The following is an 18,514-nucleotide window of genomic DNA, read 5'->3' as shown; positions in this document are numbered from 1 at the left end:
GCCCGGTTTTCGGGTGGCTGCACCCTGATTACGGGTTATAATTTTAAGAATATTTTTTTACGGTATAAAAAATACAGCAGGGCAAACTGGATCAGGGCCACGCCGGTCCAGATCAGCGCATCCTGATAACCGGAAGGCACCCATTGCAGCAGCCCGCCAAAGATAAACGCCGAACTGGTCTTAAAATTTACCAGCCCATGGGCCAGCATATAAATCAATATAGAATTACAACCCATCCACACCAGTGGCGCGCACCAGTTCTTATAGCCCATTACATCGATGACCAGATAGAACAGCGCCAGCAATAGCAGACTCCAGCCGCCTGCCACCAGTACAAAGGAACTGGACCAGAGGGTTTTATTGATCGGGAAGAGCCGTCCCCACAAAAGCCCCAGCCCTAATAGCAGCAGCCCGGCTGCCAGCAGGCCCACCGTTTTCTGTCTGCCGGTCAGGTCCCGGCGGCGCAGCCATTCGCCTGCCAGCACACCCAGCAGGGCGGAAACAATGGCGGGGACCGTCGATAACAACCCTTCCGGATCATAGACTTCCCGATGCAGCTTGCCGGGAAGGAAACTTCGGTCGAACCAGGCCGTCAGATTGCCTTCGGGCGTCAGCAGGCCGCGACCAAATCCCGGTACGGGTACCTGGGTAAGCAAAAGCCAGTAGCCCAATAACAGACCGATGGCCCATAGGATCCGCCCCCGCAGGGAGCTGTTGAGGTAGATGACCGCCGCAAAAAAGCAACTCAGGGCGATGCGTCCCAGCACACTCGCAAAGCGGGTATGCTCGTAAGCCTCCCATTGGAGGGCGCCATTCACGACCATGCCCAGTGCAATGAGCAGCAGACTGCGCCGGACCAGTGACCGGTATAGTTTCCGGCGTCCCGAAGGGTTGCGTTCGAGGGATTTGGCAAAAGAAAAGGGCATACTCACCCCGGCGATAAAAATGAACAGCGGGAAGATCAGGTCGTAGCAACTAAACCCATTCCAGACCGAATGATGCAATTGGTTACTGAACCAGATGACTGCACGTTCCATCCCATTCAGGCGACCATCAACCGCGATCTGCCAGTTGACCGGATCCTGCAGGAGTCCGTACCGGTTTTTGACCGCCGAAGCCAGTCCGTGCACGATCCCTTCCCCGCTGACGATCCAGAACATGTCAAAACCCCGCAGGCTGTCCAGCGATCTTAAACGACCGCCGGTTTTTTTAACAGGGCCCATTGCTACCGGTTGATTCATTGTATACATAAACAGGGGGCTGTCTGCTTCACCAGAGCAACAGCCCCCTGACAAGGGATTAATTTTTAATAGCCACTATTCTGTTCCAGCTTGGGATTAGCGGTTCTGGCTGCCGTTGGTATGGGGAACAAGCGGCGGGTGACATCCGTATTTGTTTTAAAACCATATATATCCTCAAATTTACCGAAACGGATCATATCATTGCGGTGCAGACATTCCCAGGCAAACTCCCGGCATCTTTCTTCATAAAGTTGCTCCAGGTTTACGGAAGACCAGGCAGTCGCCGTCGTCCGGTTAGTGCGTACCGTATTGACGAGGGAAAGGGCGGACTGGCCCATGGTTGGGCTGCCACCTCTCAGCATGGCTTCCGCTTTCATCAGCAATATATCGGCGTACCGGAATACCGGTACATCATTATTCTGATTTCTGCTGGTCGAGCCACCATCGGGGAAGAACTTGATATTTCTGGCACCCTGGTTCCAGGCAATTTCGTCATTACCGCAGTCAAAGAGACTGACATTCTGCCGGAGCTGAATGGCGGTATCGATATTCAGATGATATACATAAGCGGCGCTGCCATTGGATCCGCTGTAAAACTGGTCATAGCCCAGGTTGGTGGTTGCCACCATTATCGGGGCACCATCATCCCAGTATTGGGGTCCGTAAAGCCATTGTTTCAGGCGAATATCACCGGGATCTGAAAGAAAATAATTCAGGTAGCGGGACAGGGTGGAACGGGGCCCGCTGGGCTTGCTGTTCACCAGTCCGTTACCACTGGTCTGATTGACGACAGGATGGGTATTGGAACCCACCGTGGCGCCCGAATATTTATACTTCATACCCAGGTTCCGGTTCAGGTCATAGCGTCCGTAAAACATATATCCCCCGGAAGTGGAAGGATCATAGGGTATGGCAAAAATGAACGCTGACTGGGTAGTAGGTCCGTTGGAAGGGTAGAACATTTCCAGGTAGGAACTGCGGGGCTGCACGGCAAATTTATCGGCACTGATGATGGCGTCGCAGGCAGCGATGCACTCGTTGTACTTCGGTGTTCCGGTGTACACCTCAGCGTTGAGATAGATTTTGGCCAGCAACGCATTGGCAAAATGTACCGTGGGCTTGCCATAAGTGGAGGCGTCTGCTTCGGTTTTCAAATAGGGTTTAACCGCATTGAGTTCGTTAACAACAAAATCAAATACTTCAGCACGACTGGCCCGGGCCTGAAGCCCCGGGCTGGGATACAGGGTATCAAGCGGAACACCTCCGTATAGATCCATGAGTTCCCAGTAAGCATAGGCCCGCATCGTGCGTACTTCTGCCAGGCTGGTATTCTTAGCGTCGCCATCCGGAGCGTTTCTCAGGATGTAGAGCGTTTGATTACAGGTGCCGATCAAACCGGTCACATCGTTCCAGGCAGTCGTCACCCAGTTATGGTCCGGTGTCCAGCTGTGCCGGTGCAGCGCTTCATAGCTGGCGCCATCATACCAGTTCCCACCACGGGCAGCCAGGATGGATGCATCGGTTGTACATTCAGAGATAAAGAAGTAGGTCAGGGCAAAATGGCCGCGCAGGCTGGTATAAACCGGACCAAGTACTGCCTGAAACTGTTCTTCAGTTTGTGGGAAGCTATCTTCCGTGTAGAGGGATTTGGGTGTAATATCAATTTTATGACAACCGGCCATCGCCAGTATCAGAACGGCCGGCAGGATATATTTGTATAAGTGTTTCATGCGTAAATAGTTTAAACGTTAATAGATCTGTAAACAGGGCTTGGGTTCCCTATCAGAATCCGATATTCACCCCGAAGATGATGGTCCTGGTTTTGGGGTAGAAATTATTGCCGTCCACACCCAGTCCGACACCTCCCTGATTGATCTCCGGATCGATTCCCTTATACTTGGTTATTACAAATAAATTATTACCGGTCAGGTAGAACCGCAAATTATTAACAGCAGCGCCTTCCTTCAGACCCAGGCGATAGCTCAATGTGGCATTATCCATCCGGATATAGGAACCGGACTCAATATAACGGGTGGAATACGCATTGTTTTTAGCGTCGGTCATCAGGTCATCCATCGCATAACGGCTGATATTATTCACCGCAGCATTCACGGTATAGGAAAGATCCGCCCGGGTGACATTGAAGATTTTATTGCCGAAAGCACCTCTCAGGAAAAAATTCAAATCAAAATTTTTATAGGAAAAGGTATTGTTCCATCCCAACAGCATCTTGGGATGCGGACTGCCGGCGTAAATATAATCGGTGCCAATCGCTGGCGAGGTGGTGAGACTTCCGTCCCGGGCCATAAACTGGGAGATACCATCAGCGTCTTTGCCCTGATAGTTAAGGGTAAAGAATTCACCGATCGCATGCCCCACTTTGAGGATCTGCAGGGTACTATTGGTCTGTCCTGGTCCGTCAGGCTGGGTATACCGAATAGAATCAGAGTTTACGCCATATTTGGCAGGGCCGTTCATGTCCAGAATCAAATTCCGGTTGCTGGCAAAATTCAATGCGGTATTCCATTTGAAATGGGCGGTCTGTACAGGCGTCGCGCCTAAACTGATCTCAATACCGCGGTTGCGGACTTTTCCGCCATTCCCCCAAACATAGCCGCCGGGGACAATCGTGCTGCTTACCGTATAGGCAAAGATCATATTGGTAGTAATTTTTTCATATAAATCCACCGATCCCGTCAGTTTATTGTTGAATAGTCCGAAATCCAGACCCAGGTTGCTGGTGGCCGTCACCTCCCATTTCAGATCGGGATTCGAGCCCTGGGTAACACCAATGGCAGTTTCATACACACCATTATTATAATAAGTGCCATAACTGCTGAACAACTGTTTTGCCGTGTAGGCGCCAAAACCAAAGGCATTCCCTGTCTGGCCATAGCTCAGGCGCAGTTTCAGGTCACTGATAAATGTGGCCGGCTCCATAAAAGGCTCCTGATCAATTCTCCAGCCAATACCTACGGCAGGAAAATAACCCCATTGATTATTGGTACCGAATACGGAACTGCCGTCACGGCGAACAGAGGCCTGCAGCAGGTATTTGCTGGCATAATCATAGTTTACCCGGAAAAAATCAGAGATAAAACGGGTGGTTTGAAAAACCGTTCCGCCAAAATCAATAGTATAACCGTTGACGGCCTGATAGTTGCCCAAACCCAGGTTATAGTAACCGGTATAATCCGAAACAAAATTGGTATTGCTGGCCTGCAGGCCATCGCCATTGTTATTTTCCTGCCAGGAATAGCCCAGAACGGCATTGACATGGTGCCGGTCCAGGGTTTTATCCCAGGTAAGAAAGGACTCCAGCGTGGTCGTGTTGTTTTCATAAGAACTCCGGTAAGCCGCTCCGTTCTGACCGAAGCTCAATAAACCTTTATTGGTAAAGCCTGGGTCCGGATTGCTGTAGAACCCGGATTTGTAATTGTCGGAATAATAGCTGTTATAGTAGGCGCCAAACAGGGCTGTATTGCGCTGATAGGCGGCATTGACATTAAACCTGAAATTCCAGGGCAACTGCGCTTCCAGGGTAAAATTCCCGAGCAGGGTATTGTACTTGGTATCATCCTGGGCATTTTCAATCAGGGATACGGGGTTAAAATAACCCGGAGTATTGAAATTTTCGAAGAAGCTTCCATCCGGATTATAGACGGGCGAGAGCGGCATATGTTTGGCCGCCTGCTGCAGCACGACATTTCTGAGCGGTGTATGCCGGGCCTTACTATTGGAATTGGTAATATTCAGACCCAGCTTGATGCGGTCCCTGAGTACTTTCTGCTCCAGGCTTACGCGGGCAATAATTCTTTTAAGGTCACTTTTTAGCAGGATACCTTCCTTATCCAGGTAGTTCAGGCTGGCACTGTAAGTACTTTTTTCATTACCACCGCTGAACGCCAGGTTATGGTTCTGCGACACTGCCCCCGAACGTTGAATCGCCTGCAACCAGTCAGTATTGGCGCCCAGATCATCAGCCGGCGAAATCGAATTGCCGTTTTTGGTTACAAAGTCCTTGATTTCAGCCGCATTCATTACTTCCAATGACCCTGAGACTTTTTCGATACCTATGTATCCGTCATAGGAAGCCTGGGTTCTTCCGGCCTTACCCTTACGGGTGGTGACGATAATGACGCCGTTGGAAGCTTTATTCCCGTAGATGGCGGTCGCGGCGGCATCCTTCAATACATCAATGGAGGCGATATCTGATGGAGCAATCGTAGCGATATCCGCACCGGGAACACCATCTATCACATAGAAGGGTCCCTGCGGACTGTTAATCGTGGAAGCGCCCCGCAGGACGACGGCCGCCGAAGCATTGGGGTCGCCGCTGGAAGTAATATTCAATCCCGGAACTTTCCCCTGCAGCAATTGCCCTACATCGCCGGTTACTGCCCGGTTCAGTTCTTCAGGCTTTACGGAAGTAATTGCACTGGACAGGGTTTTTTTCGAACCCCTCCCGTAACCGACTACAACGATATCCGATAAAATAACGGAACTGTGTTGCAGTGTGATCGTGTATTGCGATGCGCCGGTTACCTGGATTTCCTGCGGACTAAAAGAAACCGCCGTGACCTGCAGTTGATCACCTGTGCTGGCGGCAATCACAAAGTCTCCTTTAGCGTCGGTCAGGGTCTGTACCGGTTTTCCCTTTATGGCAACGGTGGCGGCTTCAATCGGAGCGCCATTTTCGTCACTTACTTTTCCTCGAATCTGTCCCTGTTGGGCATGAAGTTGCCATCCGCAACAAAACAGCAGTAACAGCAGCACCGTGGTTATAGGAAGGATCCGGGAGGATTGTTTTACAGTTTCGGACATAAAAAATTTTTAAAAAATGAATAATGCAGCAATGAAATGGTTCAGCGGGACTTAGAATTTAAGCGTAGCCGGCAGGTATTTTTGAATCAGTTGCTGATAAAAGGGTTGCAGTTGCTTCCAGTCAGGCGGTTCGGGGCTTTTGGAATATAAATCATAGGGGTTGAATAATTGCACCCAGGGCAGCATCCTGTGGTCCTGGTCATCCAACAAATGCTGATAAGCACCTTCCCGATGCCAGGCGTAGAAAGAATGGTACCGCAGCATATATAACCCCTCCTCAGGCAGGTAATCTTTCAGTATCTGATAGATATATTCATCATGTCCCCAGGACATCGTTACATTTTTCAATCCACAGTGCGGCTCGTAGACGCCGTGCAGCTCCTGGTACTGCGGATGGTGGTAATCGGGATTATCCGAAAAAAATTCGGAATAAACGATTTTATCAGAATAGGCGCAGCCGACCGGAAAAGTATCGCCGACGACCGCCCATTGAGGTTCTCCGAACAGGCAGAGGACTTTTCCCAGATCGTGCATCAGGCCGACAAGAATCATCCAGTCAGGGTGGCCATCTGCGCGGATGGCCTCGGATGTTTGCAGCAGGTGCTGCAGCTGATCCAGGTCTGTATCGGGATCGGAGTCGTCCACCAGCCGGTTTAAAAAATCGAAAGCATCCCAGATGGACATTTCCTTTTTATCGAATTTCAGGAATTCCCGCCTTTTTTCACGAACGAAATCAAAAGTCTGGTATTTGTGATTCAACCGGTAGAACTCTCTGACCGTATCACGGACCGGCGCTTCATAATTCCGGTATTCGCCGGTAGTTTTTGCCTGAGCAATGGTCTCCGGATCCGGATAACGACGGATCAGGTCATCTTCCCACTCATCCAGGCTGCTGAGCGGAAGGGTTTCTCTGTTGTTTTTATTCATGATCTGAGAAATTTTTTCCAAAAAGTTGTTGACAACAATAAAACTTAAGCGGACCATTCAGTTTGCAGGATCCTCGTTCAGGTCTGGCTTCGGACCATCGTTTTCTTCCTTATGCATATTGTTTAAACTGTCGTTAAAGTCGTCACCAAAAATGCATTATTTACTGATAATTGTCGTTAATTGCAATCGCTTTATTTACGAAATCGTTTTCGTAATCCGGGTGGTGTTCAAGGGTTCGATTGAGATCATTTTTAATAGCAGAGGTTCGGCATGAGCAGAGTTACAATCAAGACATTAGCGCAGCAACTGGGCCTTTCCATTGCTACTGTTTCAAAAGCGCTTAAAGACAGCTATGAGATCAGTGCTGTTACCAAGAAGAAAGTGCTGGACCTGGCTGCCGACTTGAATTATACACCCAACCCTTACGCCAGCAGTCTCAGAAAGCAAAGCAGTAAAACCATTGCCGTAATCCTGCCGGAAGTTGCCGATAATTTTTTCTCATTGGCCATTAATGGAATACAGGAAGTTGCCTCCTCACGAAATTATCATGTACTCATATATTTATCTCATGAGAAAACTGCTATCGAAAAAGAGGTGGTCAAACATTGTATGAGCGGGCGGGTGGACGGGGTGCTGATATCTGTTTCCAATGAAACCTGTGACAGTACACATTTTTCGATGTTGGAAGCGGGGAAAATTCCCCTGGTCTTTTTCGACCGGGATTTTGAAGGCTATGCGGCGCCGAAAGTAGTTACTAATGATTATGAATGTGGACGGCTGGCGGCCCGGCATCTGATTCAACGTGGTTGTATCCGACCCCTCCTGCTTTCCAGCTCCACTGCTTTGTCGATTTGCAATAAGCGGGCTGCAGGATTCACCGATTTTCTAAAAGAAAAAAAATTGCCCTCAGACGACGCGGTGCGCCTGATTAAAGGAAATGACAGTCGAAGCATTATGCGTCAGCTAAAACGTATACTGCAGTCTACTCCCTCTCCTGATGGCATTGTGGCGACCGTGGAGCGGCTGGCTATACATGCCTATAGCGTATGTAAAACCGAAAAAATTCTGATACCCCGAGACTTGAAAATTATCGCCTTTTCCACCCTTGAGACAGCCCCATTATTATCACCTTCACTCACAACGATCACCCAACCTGCATTTGAAATTGGTAAGAATGCAGCTGAACTGCTGGTGAACCTGATCGAAAAGAACAGGGGAGCCGTTCCCCGGGATTATATGATGACCCTGGCATCCGGATTGATTAAAAGAGAAGCTACACTATAGCCATCCTTTACCCGGATTAGCTTTTTAAGTTAATAAGTCTCTGAAGCTCGACCCTTTACTGATCGGCAACCCAAATGCGCAGTTCGATCCAACTAACCTGATGGGTATTCATGCTGTTCCCAACAGCCGGTGAAATTATTAAGTAACGAACCTGTATATGGGTTTTCCGGTGGAAGTTTCCAGTTTTTGGTTTTTTCTGCTTCTTGTGCGGCCTGGAAGGAATCGCCCGTATTGTAGTTCATTCACATAGCGGTACCGGATTGCATAACAGAAAACGACCCATAATAAACGAAGAGAAAATTAGCGGACAATGATTTTTATAGCTGTAAATAAATAGGAGAAATAGCGTTTAATGAAGGTTAGCAAAACAGGTATTTTTTTGCTAAACTAGTCAGGTTTTTTTTGAGCCGGAATAAAATGAAAATAGGAATATGGAAAATTAGAACCTCCAGGTCTTTTCAGGCAGACAAAAAATATTTTTTCGAAAATCAGTACAAAGCAGGTCAACAAAAGCAAAATATACTTCTACATTCACATTAGAAATTACTAAAACTTTTTTCTATGAGTAACGATTGCATAAGGCTGATTCGCCCTTTATTTGTGGTTTTTCTGCTTAACCTTTTTTGCTTGTCCTCCCTTGATGGGTTGGCACAGCAAAAGCAGACGATTCAGGGAGTACTACTTGATTCTGCTACTGCTGCTCCTGTTTCCGGAGCCTCCATCGCATTGGGAGGAACAGATATCGTAGTAGTCTCCGATGAGGCCGGTCTTTTTAAACTGGACGCAGTTGTGGGTCAGGTCCTGACGATCTCTCACGTGAGTTATCGCACGATAGATTACACGGTGAGCCTGGATAAAAGCCCGGTGATAAATATGGCCGCAACAAACGGTAATCTGTCCGATATTGTTGTTGTCGGATACGGTAAACAAAAGCGTGCCAGTGTAGTCGCCGCCATTTCCCAGATAGATGCGACAGGACTCAAACAGACGCCGGCGGCCAACCTGGGTATCGCACTGGCGGGCCGATTGCCGGGTCTGAGTGTGCTGCAACGGTCGGGTGTCCCCGGAGGGGAACAGATGGAATTTTACATCCGCGGTAAAAGCACCGTAAACGGACAGCAACCGCTGATCCTGGTAGATGGGGTCGAACGTGATTTTACGGCGCTGGATCCCCGGGAAGTAGCTACGATTTCCGTTTTAAAGGATGCTTCTGCTACGGCGGTGTATGGTGTACGGGGCGCCAACGGCGTAATTATGATTACAACCCGACGCGGTCAGGCCGGAAAAGCCAAGATTGATATTACTGCAGAACAGTCCTGGCAGGCGCCGACCCGGCTCCCGGAGATGACCAATGCTTATGATTATGCGGTACTCCGTAATCAGGTTGAGGTACAAAACGGCCGTCAGGAAATTTATACTCCTGAAGAATTGGAGCATTACCGTACGGGTGATTTCAAGGAGTTATACCCGGTTCGGGATTTTATTCATGAGTTTATGAAAGATAATTTTCCGATGCGAAGGGTTAATGTAAATGTTAGCGGAGGAAATGAACGTATGCGTTACTTTACAACAGTAGGATATTTATTTCAGGAAGGAATTTTCCGAACCGAAAAATTTGATGAATACGACTACGATCCAACATCTAAAGCCAATCGCGTCAACTTCCGATCGAATTTTGATATTGATATTAATGCGTCCTTAAAGATGTTTTTGAACGTCAGTGGGTATATGGAGAAGAAAAATGATCCGGTAGTGGTGCCCTTTAACGGAAGTTATCTAAATGATGTAAATGCTTATTCGATTATAATAGGATCCCTGCTGCAAACACCCAATAATTACCATAATGATCTGACGCCGGATGGGGAAGTGCTGTCCACGCACCTCAAAGGGGGAAATGTTAATAACGTACCTTATGGAATGCTGAACCGTTCAGGCTTCCGCAATACCATGACCAATCAGGTGACTGCCACTTTGGGCGCAGAGCAGGGACTGGATTTTATCACCAAAGGATTAAGTGGAAGGGTTGTGGTATCCTACGACAATACGGCCGTCAATCAGCAGGTAAGGCAACGTTCTTATCAGCTATTTGAAGCGGTCGCGGATCCTGCGAACCCCGATTCCGTGTTGTATCAGAAAACAGGGACAAATGAAAACAGTCCCCTGTCTGATGCACAGGCCCAGTCCCAATGGAACCTGCTAAATATTGACGCATCGATAAATTATAACCGGTCATTTGGCCTGCACGATGTTACCGCGATGGCTTTGTTCAACCGTTATCAACGGGTAATCAATATCCAGCTGCCTTTTAATTATATTGGCTATGTCGGGAGGTTTACCTACGGTTACGACGATAAGTATCTTGCGGAGCTGAATTTCGGATACAACGGTTCGGAACAATTTGCACCTGGCAATAAAATGGGCTTTTTCCCATCTGTTTCGATTGGTTGGGTAGCAACCAGGGAGAAATTTCTGCGTGATGCAGCACCCTGGCTGAATTTTGCCAAGCTTCGGGCTTCATACGGACAGGTGGGAAATGACAATATGAACGGCGCCCGCTTTGCTTTCCTGACATTATGGAGTAACAGTTTGGAAAGTCAGATCGGTAATGAAGACCTTGTTTGGGAAAAGGCAAATAAGGCGAACCTGGGCATAGAAGCCCGCTTCCTGGATCATTTTAATATCGAAGCGGATGTATTTTATGAGAAACGTAATAATATCCTGATTTCCGCCGATGGCCTGGTGCCTACCGGCGTATTCGGTACCGGTGGGGTAAACGTGTCAGGTATTATACCCAAAATCAATGCCGGAGAAATTGAAAACCGGGGCTTCGAAATTAGTACGTCCTATACCAAGAATTTTGGCGCGGCTACCCGCCTGGATATCCGGCTGAATGCCGCGTATAATGAAAATGAAGTGCTCTATCTGAGTGAGGTATTGCTTCCCGAAAGTTACGCGTACCGATATCGAAGTACCGGTCTGCCGTTGGGTCAGCCATTCGGATATAAAACCGCCGGTTTTTTCAATACAGAACAAGAGATCGCCGATTGGTATGATCAGTCAGGTGTTGGAGCGGTCCCCAAGCTGGGCGACCTGAAGTATCAGGACATGAACGGCGACGGCATCATAACAGATGAGGATATGGTGCCCATAGGCAATCCCGAGTTTCCGTCATGGACTTATGGAGCCGGACTCAGTTTTCAAAAGGGGAGTTTTGATTTCAGTATGTTGTGGCAGGGCGTCGGCAAGAGAAGCTATCTGTTAACGGGACAGCGGATATTCGAAACCTATAATTTCAACGAATGGCATAAAGAAGCCTGGAGCCAGGAACGTTATGACGCTGGTCTGCCGATCACTTATCCACGACTGGATCAGGGGAGCAGTGCCAGCAAACTGACCTCAGATTTCTGGTATGTAAACGGTAGCTATATCCGGTTGCGGAACCTGGAACTGGGATATACTTTAGATCACCGGATTTCAGACCGAATCGGTGCCAGTTCGATCCGTATCTACGCCAATGGACTGAATTTATTCACTTTTGACAAGTATCCGGTGAAGTATCTGGATCCGGAGCAGAATAATGAATTGCTCTATCCGGTATTTAAAGCCTATAATGTTGGTTTTAATATCTCATTTTAAATTAATGAACCTTACAATATTGAATATCATGAAAAAGTTAATGGTTTTATTGATGTTGGGCGCTGGGCTTATATTGCTGAATGGCTGCCAGAAAGTATTGGAGAAAACCCCGGATGGTCAAATAACGATTGATAAAGTGCTGAACGACTTTGACCAGACCAAAGGTCTTAGAGACGTGGTTTTCGGTAGTGTTTATCAGGCCAGGGATCAGATATCGTTTGTACATAACACATTTGATGCGCTCACTGACAATGCATTCTGGGCGGCGACATTCAATGCTTATCGGTGGCATAACGGATCTTTATCACTTTCTGATCCTGTAATTGACTGGCAATGGCATACCAATCCCGAACAGTTGTGGCCCGATTTCTGGCGGGGCATTCGCTTAGCGAATAATGCTATTAAGTATCTGCCTCAATCTACGGCACCTTCTTTACAGGAAGAGCAGCGCACCCGCTGGATTGCGGAAGCCCGGGTATTACGTTGCCTGTTTTATATGCATTTACTGGAGTTTTATGGTCCGGTTCCCTGGATAGAAGAGCCGTTTGAACCCACATTTATGGGCTGGAATGAACTTACCCGCCCCAGTATGGACGAAATATCTACCAAAATAGCGTCTGAGCTATTGGATGTGATAAATTCAGGAGACCTGCCTATTAAAGCAAATGCGGGTCTTCAGGACCGGAGATTTGTAGATAAGGGCGTGGCGCTGGCCATTCGGGCAAGAGTGCTTATGTACAATGCCAGTCCGTTAAACAATCCTGAAAATGATTTGACGAAGTGGCGTAAGGCTGCGGATGCAGCGCAGGATGTTCTTGATCTTCCCGGTTACGACCTTGTGCCGATGAGTGATTACAAAAAGCTATTCGTAGGTGCTTTTGCCAATCCGCCAGAAGAAATTATCTGGAGAGCCTGGTCGGATAATTCTCATATCAACAATACGAATGGTGTTAATGTAGGCGCCTATCCCTATGCCAGCATTACAAATATTTGGAATTGCGGGGAGTCGCCTAGTCAGGAACTGGTAGACGCCTTTGAAATGAAGAACGGGGTATTACCGGTAAGCTATAACGATGAAACCCATACGCGGGTGACGGTCAATCCGGAAGCTGCGGCCCTGGGATATAGTGAAGCCCCGGGAGGCGATCCTTATTCCAACAGAGATGCAAGGTTCTATATTAATATCCTTTATAACACGGCTAATTATGGTGTTCCTTACAACTGTACCGAACCCTATATCATTGAGACTTTTGTGGGTGGCCGGAATGGCTTTAATGATATTATTTCCAGAGAGACGCAGACCTCCTGTACCGGCTACTACAGCAGGAAGGACAAGCAAATCACCTATTGGGGTCCTGGAAGTGATAAGGGCAATGAAGAGACTTATTGGGTGTTTTTCCGATTGGCTGAATTTTATCTCAACAAAGCAGAGGCCTTATGTGAGCTTGGTGAGTTGGCGCCGGCGATGGAAGCACTGAATGTCATTCGGCAACGGGCGCTGCAACCCAGAATTCAGGATGTGCCGGGCTTTGAAGCCTCCCAATCCTTTCTCAGAGAACGCATTCGAAACGAGCGAAGGGTAGAGTTTTGTCTGGAAGGGCAGTATCGGTTTTTTGACCAGCGTCGCTGGAAAATCCTGGACCGGACCAACCGGTTTATTACCGGAATGCGCATTACTAAAGATAGCGATGGGCTTTTCAATTACCAGCGAAAAAAGATTCGCGACTATCAATCCTATACTGATAAATATCTGGTCATGCCCATACCCCTGGAAGATGCAAAAAAAATGACTGGCATGCTGCAACCGGAAGCATGGCGTTAACAGGTATCGATTATCCTACTAAAACTCTTGAATATGAAATGGACTAAATTTTTTAATTGGATCATATTGCTGCTGACTATTTTGGCAGGGTGTAGTAAAGAGCACCCGACAGGTCCTGCCCAGGTGACAGATCTGATAGCCTATCCTGGTAAACATCGGGCCATGGTGGAGTTTCCGGTGCCGGAAGGGGCCGTCCGGGGTAAAGTATTTTACAATAACGGAGAATATAAGGAGTTTGAGGTGACGGGACCGGTACAGTCCGTTGTGGTTGAGGGCCTTTCCGAAGATGAGCATATCCTGCGCGTCGTAACCATCAACGCGTCGGGAATAGTCTCCGATCCCAAAGCCGTAAAAGTAACGGCTTATGGCGAGACATATGAAAGCACACTGCGTCCGCGACGCTGGAAGGATCAACTGGACCATTCATCGACAAATATTGAGATTTTGTTTGATCCTGCCTTCGCCAATGAAACCGAGTTGCGCGTATTGTATACTACGACAGGAGGACAAAAGGACAGTGTATCGATCGGCAGTGACAAGAATGCTGTGGTGATTGACAATATCGACTTAGATCAGCCATATTTCTATTACTCGGTTTATAAACCTCAGGTTTCAAATATTGATGATTTCTATTCTGAAGATGTTGACGCGAAAAATGCCCGGTTTTTTAATTTCAGAAAGGACGGTTGGGAGATTGCAGGCTCCTCGGATGAGTTGACGAATCATACAGCAGCAATGGCAATTGATAACGATCCTGCAACCTATTGGCAATCTGCGGCGGCGCCTTCGGCGCAGAACTGGATTAGTATAGATCTTGGATCTTCCAAAGTCATCAATGGCTTCAGTCTCTTGAATCCTTATACCAATGACAAGTCCGCCAAATCGATCCGTATCGACGTAAGTAATGACAATGCTACCTGGACCAAAGTACTGGAAACTTCCATAGGGCCCAGTTATCTGAGACAGTTGTTACCACTTTCCGAACCAGTGACGGTCCGGTATTTCCGAATTACGGCGATTGAAATGTTCGACAGTCAGACACCGGGAATGGTCTTTTCGGAAATAGATGCTTACAATGCAAACGGTTTGAGTGCGGAAAATGGATTGGAATCCTATACAGCCACTACTCCGGTTGAACTTGAAAATGCTCAGGCTCCTTTTGTGGGTGACGGCTCCAACCCATTTCCTTTGCTGGGCGATTACCGGCTTCAAAAGGTGAAAGACTGGATTCATAGTCCCAACGCCGTCGCTACTTATGACAATACAAAGTTTACGCTTTTTACCGCCGCCGTGTGGGGATTGCCGACCGTTACAAATGGCAAGATCCATCAGAGTTTAAACCTTTCGCCCGGTCATTATATATTAAAAATTGATATGGGCAGCGCTTCAGGACCGGTAGATATTTATGGTGCCGTCACCAGCGGCGGTGCCCTGCCAGACTATACAACGATTGCAGCAGCGACGCCGGTTTTACGGTACATGGACCTGGTTCCCTATTTCAATAAAGTGGCAACATTGCCGTTTCAGGTGACGACAGCAGGCTCCGTAAGCATTGGGTTTGTATATAATATCCGAAGTCAGTATAGTTCTACTGGTGTCCCCTGGTCAACGCTCACGATCAACGGCCTGGAGCTTATCAAGGTGGATTTGTCGCAATAAATAATGTCAGGGTGACGGAATGGCATCGTAGTGGCAGATTTGAAGGCGTAGGCCATCAGTTTATCCGCTATCGTTTGGAGTAGTACAATGAGTTTTTCATGCATATTTTTATCATTGGTCTTTATCTTTTTCTAACATCTCTGTCGGCCGCTGGTTGTCAGAAGAATCGGGATAGCAGTGGGCAAACCCCTGAGAGAATAACTGTATCTGCCCAGTCAATTACGCTGAAACCGGGAGAGTCGCGCCAGATTTCTGCGGCACTGGTTCCCGCCGGCTCAGGTACAGTGGCTTTTCAATGGCAGTCAGCTGATGAAAATATAGTTACTGTACAGGAAGGTCTGATTACTGCGGTACATGCGGGACAATCGACAGTAACGGTTCGGTATGCAGGTTATTATCAGGTGATAAAAGTAAAAGTCGCCAACCCTGGGGAAGAGCAGCAGCTGGCGACACTTTTTGAAGCCGTACTGAATGCGCAACCCCTGACTGCACTGGAGTTAAACGGCGCCGGCCGCTACACACAAGATGGCCTTCGAATCGATCAAATGGGCCCTTTAGTAAAACTCGATAAGTTTTATGCGCTAGCGCAGCGCAAAGTTCGGTACCTGGTACGGTTTGCTGCCGATAGCAAAGCTGTGTTCCAGAGCAGCGAAGGTGATTTCAAAGCTTATGTGGATGTCGGCCGTAAAATAATTTCGATCGCTACAGATCCTGCATCAGAGCAAGCGGCGGATTTTTTGCAGGCGGGCAGGGATTATATCGTGGAAGTGATACATGATTATCAAAAATCTCAACTAACGGTTATAGATCCGCAAACCGGTGTTAAGGCCGAAATTAGCGCCATACAGGATGGTCAGGGGGGTGTAGGTAAGGGTGTTATACATCAGGGCTATAGCGTTGGCATGCAATGGGATTATTATTGTTTCGGACTGGTTGAAGGAGCTGCCATGCTGGTGAAAAAAATTAGTGTATTCGCTTTGAAAAAGTCCGTAAAATTACTGCTATACGGCGATTCAATCTCTCAGCCGGAAGCGTATTTTCCGACCAAAGATTTTCAGCTGGCATGGACACAGCAGATCATTCGTAAACTACAGGGTCAGGCAATTTCCAGTGGCCGGGGAGGCGCGCGCATTGACATGATTTTGGATTATATCAAAAATGAACTCCCCTTTATCCGCGCTGAATATGTAATGGTAACGATTGGAACCAACGGAGGCAATACCGAAGAAAAGCTCAAAGCGCTAATGAGATATATCCGCGCTCAGGGGGCGATTCCCCTGTTGAATAATATTCCCTGCAATGAAAGCGGTACCCAGTTGAAGACGAATGAATTAATCGAGAAAGTCAGGCGGGATCTGGATATTCAGGGTTGCCAATTCGACGTTGCGACCTCGCTTAACGGCGATGGTAGGGAAGTAGATCAAACATTAATGTACTGGGAGGATTATACGGGCAGCTATGGCTGGCAGATCTATCACCACCCTAATGCAAAAGGAGGAACCCGCATGTTTGAACAGACACTCAGGGACCTGCCCGGTCTTTACCAGCAATAACCCGTGGAATAAGTTCTTAGCTGGTGGCTGGTGTCAGGATAAAAGTAATTTTTACGTAAATCATGAATTTGAGTTATAGGCGTATTTATTTTTTGGTCGCGTTGTTTTTCGCATTGGCCTGCGCTAAATCAGATCCGACTGAGCCGCAGAAGTCGCAATTAGCTTCCATCACAGGCCGTCCCGGAAACGGCAGGGTACAACTTTCGTTTCAGGCCGACAGGGCTGCATTCTCCTCCTATGAAATTTACTGGAACCATCGTTCTGCTTCAAGAAGACTGACATCAGAACTGGCAGTCGAAGGCGTTATTACCGTGAACATCACCAATCTGGATGCGGGTGATTATCTTTTCGAGTTAATAGGTTATACGGCTTCCGGAGCGGCCTCTGCACCCCAATCTGTGACTGTGAAAGTGTATGGAGCAGCCTATCAGTCGAATTTGGATAACCGCCAGATACAGGATTTGGTTTTTTTAGAGGGAGAAACGCCCTATATTGAGTGGAAGCAACCGCAGGCAGATGAAGTTGCTGTGCGAGTAAATTATACCAACAAATCCGGAGTTGCCAATAGCATTTGGATGATCGACGCATCTCAAAGGACCGAGCTCCCGGATTACAAGCCACAAACCGCGATCGAATATCAATCCTATTTTCTTCCGGAACCAGGATGTGTTGACAGCTTTAGAGCGGCAAGTCAATTCATACCTTATATTACCCGATACGCGAGTCTTGCTGCAAAAAATATCGTCGAAAAATCGGGACTGGTCGGCCGCCTGACAGGTCAGTCCGTTAAGCACCTGCGCTCAGATCTGGAATATACAACCCTTCAATTTGAAAACGGCTCGGGAAATCCATTCAGTCTTTTTATTGTCCGGGCTGACCTCAATGCCGGTAATCTCTCCATGACGACCTTAATGCCCAACAATGGCACTGCATTCGGGTTGCAAACCGTCCAGGCGATGGCAACACATAAGGATGCGGCGGGGGGAAGAATACTGGCGGCAGTAAATGCCGATTATTTTGACTGGTCGCCGGTAGCCGGCAGACCCTGGGGGCCGGTTGTCGCAGATGGCATAGTAATAAAAAATGAAATTAAGGCGGGGCTGACCGGTACCAGCTATTTCGGTATCAGGAAAGATAAAAGTATTGAAATCGGCCTCGCTTCAGAACTTTCAACTTCCGATTTTGCTGCGTTTCAAAATCTCTGTGGTGCCGGATCAAATTTATTATACATGAACGGCACCGGAAAATCCTATAATGATAGAGTGCGGGAGCCGAGGACCATGATTGGTTATACAACAAACAAGACGGTTTATCTGGTAGTGGTGGACGGCCGTCGGCCGGACTATTCGGTTGGGATGACCATCGATGAGCTGATAGCCATCATTGGCAGCCTGGGCGTTTATGCGGCAACGAATCTGGATGGTGGCGGATCCAGCACGATGGTTATAAAAAATGGATCCGGCGATTTTGAGATTGTCAACAGGTATTCAGATGCCGTTCCCAGGGCAGTAGCTAATGGGATAGCTATTCAATTGAATTGAGCACGGTCTTATTAAAAGGACTGTGGC

The 18,514-nt window shown here is 47.8% G+C and carries 10 protein-coding genes; 6 read left to right on the top strand and 4 right to left on the bottom strand.

Going from position 1 to position 18,514, the window contains the following annotated elements; all coding sequences use genetic code 11:
• Positions 1-35: 35 nt before the first annotated feature.
• From ACYVI9_RS17195 to ACYVI9_RS17180, 4 genes are all read right to left on the bottom strand, one after another.
• Entirely contained in the window at positions 36-1,241 is a 1,206-nt protein-coding gene (locus ACYVI9_RS17195) for an acyltransferase family protein (RefSeq protein WP_460767084.1), read from the bottom strand.
• A 65-nt stretch (positions 1,242-1,306) separates the two neighbouring features.
• A complete protein-coding gene (locus tag ACYVI9_RS17190; protein WP_460767081.1) occupies positions 1,307-2,971 on the bottom strand; it encodes a RagB/SusD family nutrient uptake outer membrane protein in 1,665 nt (554 codons plus the stop codon).
• Between the two features lie 52 nt (positions 2,972-3,023).
• Positions 3,024-6,065, bottom strand: a complete 3,042-nt coding sequence (locus ACYVI9_RS17185) for a SusC/RagA family TonB-linked outer membrane protein (RefSeq protein WP_460767078.1) — start codon at positions 6,063-6,065, stop codon at positions 3,024-3,026.
• A gap of 51 nt (positions 6,066-6,116) precedes the next feature.
• On the bottom strand, positions 6,117-6,992 hold the full coding sequence (locus ACYVI9_RS17180) for an inositol oxygenase family protein (protein WP_460767075.1): 876 nt from the start codon (positions 6,990-6,992) through the stop codon (positions 6,117-6,119).
• A gap of 270 nt (positions 6,993-7,262) precedes the next feature.
• Here ACYVI9_RS17180 and ACYVI9_RS17175 point away from each other — a divergent pair, with 270 nt between their 5' ends.
• The 6 genes from ACYVI9_RS17175 to ACYVI9_RS17150 all read left to right on the top strand — a co-directional run bounded on the left by ACYVI9_RS17175 (position 7,263) and on the right by ACYVI9_RS17150 (position 18,487).
• Positions 7,263-8,276, top strand: a complete 1,014-nt coding sequence (locus tag ACYVI9_RS17175) for a LacI family DNA-binding transcriptional regulator (protein WP_460767073.1) — start codon at positions 7,263-7,265, stop codon at positions 8,274-8,276.
• 561 nt (positions 8,277-8,837) lie between these two features.
• Entirely contained in the window at positions 8,838-11,912 is a 3,075-nt protein-coding gene (locus ACYVI9_RS17170) for a SusC/RagA family TonB-linked outer membrane protein (protein ID WP_460767070.1), read from the top strand.
• Positions 11,913-11,940: 28 nt separating this feature from the next.
• On the top strand, positions 11,941-13,734 hold the full coding sequence (locus ACYVI9_RS17165; protein WP_460767067.1) for a RagB/SusD family nutrient uptake outer membrane protein: 1,794 nt from the start codon (positions 11,941-11,943) through the stop codon (positions 13,732-13,734).
• 33 nt (positions 13,735-13,767) lie between these two features.
• Complete coding sequence (locus ACYVI9_RS17160) at positions 13,768-15,393, top strand: DUF4998 domain-containing protein (RefSeq protein ID WP_460767065.1); 1,626 nt, start codon at positions 13,768-13,770, stop codon at positions 15,391-15,393.
• A gap of 98 nt (positions 15,394-15,491) precedes the next feature.
• Positions 15,492-16,946 (top strand): Ig-like domain-containing protein, encoded by a 1,455-nt coding sequence (locus tag ACYVI9_RS17155; RefSeq protein ID WP_460767062.1) that lies wholly within the window; start codon positions 15,492-15,494, stop codon positions 16,944-16,946.
• A gap of 68 nt (positions 16,947-17,014) precedes the next feature.
• The gene (locus tag ACYVI9_RS17150; RefSeq protein WP_460767060.1) at positions 17,015-18,487 is read left to right on the top strand and encodes a phosphodiester glycosidase family protein; all 1,473 of its coding nucleotides are present in this window, start codon (positions 17,015-17,017) and stop codon (positions 18,485-18,487) included.
• Positions 18,488-18,514 lie beyond the last annotated feature (27 nt).

Source organism: Niabella terrae (assembly GCF_054783135.1).
Note: the sequence above shows the minus strand (reverse complement) of the source record. Positions and strands in the feature narration are given on the sequence as shown.